This window comes from Actinoplanes sp. NPDC051633, from assembly GCF_040681735.1.
In the GTDB taxonomy this organism is placed as follows: Bacteria; Actinomycetota; Actinomycetes; order Mycobacteriales; family Micromonosporaceae; genus Actinoplanes.
Map to the genome: position 1 here is coordinate 1 of NZ_JBFAZH010000877.1, position 3,344 is coordinate 3,344.

The 3,344-nt window shown below is 68.5% G+C and carries 3 protein-coding genes; all 3 read right to left on the reverse strand.

What is annotated here, in order from left to right; translation table 11 throughout:
- Positions 1 to 223: 223 nt before the first annotated feature.
- Positions 224 to 559, reverse strand: a complete 336-nt coding sequence (locus AB0M20_RS33730; protein WP_364304389.1) for an STAS domain-containing protein — start codon at positions 557 to 559, stop codon at positions 224 to 226.
- 588 nt (positions 560 to 1,147) lie between these two features.
- Positions 1,148 to 1,864 (reverse strand): GAF and ANTAR domain-containing protein, encoded by a 717-nt coding sequence (locus tag AB0M20_RS33735; RefSeq protein ID WP_364304390.1) that lies wholly within the window; start codon positions 1,862 to 1,864, stop codon positions 1,148 to 1,150.
- A gap of 533 nt (positions 1,865 to 2,397) precedes the next feature.
- A partial coding sequence (locus AB0M20_RS33740; protein ID WP_364304391.1) for a hypothetical protein occupies positions 2,398 to 3,344 on the reverse strand: 947 nt, incomplete at its 5' end.

The following is a 3,344-nucleotide window of genomic DNA, read 5'->3' on the forward strand; positions in this document are numbered from 1 at the left end:
ATCTGCGCCCAGTCCGACATCCTCGGCGGGACAGTATCAACCATCGGGCGGAGCATGGCCCGGGCGTCTGCCTCAGTGTCGATGTAGTGCATCACCTCCCGACCGTCGGCGCCATCCGCACGGCCTTTCACCTGCCATCCAATCCCGGTCCGGATCCGGCACCCGCTGTCCTGCGCCGACCGGCAGAGACGGTCACCTCCAGGCCGTGCAGCGCGATACCGAGCTACGGCCGGGTCAGGGTGTCCAGCATGCCGGTGATCTCCAGCACGCGGCTGACGATCGGCTGCACATTGATCAACCGGAAGGCGACACCGCTCTGGGAAGCCAGAAAATGGTTGCGCTCGAACGCCGCGATACCGGCCGAGTCGCAGAACGTCACATCCGCCATGTCAACGATCACGCTCACCGCGCCAGCCGCGGAGATGGCCGACGTCATGGCGGTGTCGAGCTGCGCGACGGTCGCAAAGTCGATCTCGCCGGCGGCCCATATCCGCGTCACTCCACCACCGCCGTCGACGGTGTTCACGATCATGATGACGCCGCCGTTCCTGCTCAGCACCTACCCCACGCCGCGTCAATGTACCCGTCTTCGAACCGGTCCGCCGTAACTTGACCCGAGGGCATACCCGCTCAATCTGGTAAACGTTGGCGATGATGGTCGGGTCGCCGGCTTCCGTCAACCTCGCGGGCGATCAGTGCAAGGCGCCTTGTCGGCAGCCAGTGAGTCATCGATCTGCCAGGCGTGGTGGAGCGGGCGAGGCGGCCGAGTTCGGGGCTACCGGTATCGCCGACACGGAACGCGGCGAGAACCTGGCCGGGGCGGGGCCGGTCCCGGGGTGGTGCCGGAGTACGCCCGGTTCAGGCAGATCTGATCCGCGCTCACACCGCGACCGAGCAGGTTCTGCCGGTTTCGTTTCGAGGTCTTGCTTGTCGGTGGAGCAGCGCGCGTACCGGATGGAGATACGGGCATGCCCGTATCGGTCAACGGTTCGGCGAGCCGGTGGCGCGGGGTCCGTTGACGGGTCGGCTTATCGGGACGCTCGACCGGCTCCGATGAGCGGGCTCACGAACGCACACGACTGTGTCGGGCACCTACCGAGCGAGGGTGACGACACGGGCCTGGGCCGCCTTCTACATGGGTCGGATGTCACCGGGTGAGGCGTAGCCGGCGGGTGACGACGTCGTGGCAGACGTCGTCGAGGGAACGTTCGGTGGCGTAAGCATGCGCACGTAGCCGGAGCAGCGCCTCGTGCGTGTCACTGCGTGTCTGCGCCATGACGAACCCGACGGCCTGGTGGACCTCGTCGCGATGCCCGTCACCGCTGCCCATCTCCCCTCTGAGCGACGCGGTGGCGAACAGCGCGTGCGCGGCGGCGTCGGCATACCTGCAGGCAGTTAGGGCTTGCTCGCGGCGCAACGGCCCGGGAGTCGTCCGGTACAGGTCGAGCACCCCCAGCGGAAGCGTGGCGACACCCACCGGCACCGCGAAGATCGCCGCCACGCCCAGCGCGCTGACTTCCGGCAGGTACGCCGGCCAGCGCAGCCGGTACGGGTGCTGCTGCAGGTCGGCCACCAGCACCGGCGTGGCGGTGGTGAACGCCTCCCAGCACGGGCCCTGGCCCAACAGGAACTGCAGATCCTCCATCGCAGCGATCACCACGTCGCTGGCATAGATGGTCTGGCGGGCATCCGGGCCGGTCATCATCGCCACCGCGGCGCCGTCGATATCCGCCAGCGCCGCCAGGCACGCCGCGACCACTTCAGCCACGGTGCTGCACTCATGGTCGTCAGCCACCGCGTCGTAGATACCATCCTGCCCGGTGAAGGTGCACACGCCGGACAAAGACGAATCGGTGTGCCCCACGGCAACCGCTCCTCGCGAAAGTGGTGCACTGATCCGCGGGATCTCCTGCGATGCGAGCAACGGGGTCTGGGTCAATCACGACGCATACCGTCGCGGACGGCCACCTCGACCCTACTCTTCGCTCAGCTGCCCACGTCCCGTCGGCTCGACGATCTCTCACGGGCACCAGCGTCCTCCGGTCCCTTCTGGCGATAGTGTCCAGCAGCGTCTCGATGTCGACCTCGGCGAGCTTGAGGGGCCGAGCTCGGCGAACGCCTCGTTCGGCTCCATTGGTTCGAAGTCCGTCATGAAACGTCTCTCAATAGACGCATCACCAGCCATCCGCCAGGGGGATGCTGATGCGCGGATCGCTGCACGAACTCCTGATCCGGAGTTGGGCATCCGCGCCGCTGACGCGTTGTGTGCCGTGCGGACTGATCGATCCGAGATCGCACAGAGCCACCTCAGCAATCGTTCCCCGGCCGGCTCAGCAGTCCGGCTCAGTAGACCGGCGAGTTCAGCTGCGTTGCGTTCGAAACGGCGGCGCCTCGCCTTCACAACCGCAGGTCACGCCGCCGGTAACCAGCCGCCGCGACAGCGGTCAGAACGACGGCTGTTCCCGTCATTGCAGCTGTCGCCGGCCAGTCGGCGCCCTGCAAGGGAACCGGCGCGAGGTGCGCGAACGGCGAGATGTCACGGATCCAGCCGGGTGCACCGATGCTCTCGGCGATCACCAGCAGCAGGAAACCGCCGGTCGCAGGCAGCCCGCCCACGACCCCTACGGTCCGTGGCGCCCAGCCGACGGCGAGAGCAGCCACGGCAAGGCTGAGAAGGATGATGGGCAGCGGATTCCAGGCGCCCTGCATGGCGGCGAGCAGGCTGAGCTCACCGCCGACCACGGCGAACCCGCACCAGGTGGCCAGCCCGGCGACCGTGACGAGAACGCCGGCGCCGGCCGCCGTCACCAGCAGTTCAGCCCCTAACGGGCGCAGCCTGCTGACCGGCTGCGCCGCCAGCATCGTCAACCGGCGATCGGTTTCCGCGGCGACGAACGCCCCCATCCGAACCGCGGTGAAGCCGCTGACGGGTAGGGCCAGGATGGCGAAGAGGGTGGCGGCGAACCCTTCGACCGCGCCGATGTCGGCGAAGCCGGCGTTGGCCGCCTCGTCGGCCAGGGCCGGATTGTCGGCCAGGAACTCGGTGACAGACACCGCCGTCAGACCGATGAGCAGGTAGTAGGCGCCGATCCCGGCGGCCCAGCCGGTCAGCGGCCGCAGCAGGCGCCGGACGGCGAACGTCTCCATACTGCCGAGCAGCCGTAGCCGTGGCCGCCGTCCCGTGCTCGCCGCCACCAGCCCGCCGCGGACGTCCCGCCGGTCGGCCGCCAGCACCGTGCCGGCGGCCACCAGCAGCGTCAGAGCAAGCAGAATCAGCAGCGGCAGGATCCGGTCCTGGTGGTACGGCCCGCTGAGCGCGAGCAGCCCGAACGGCGACGACCATC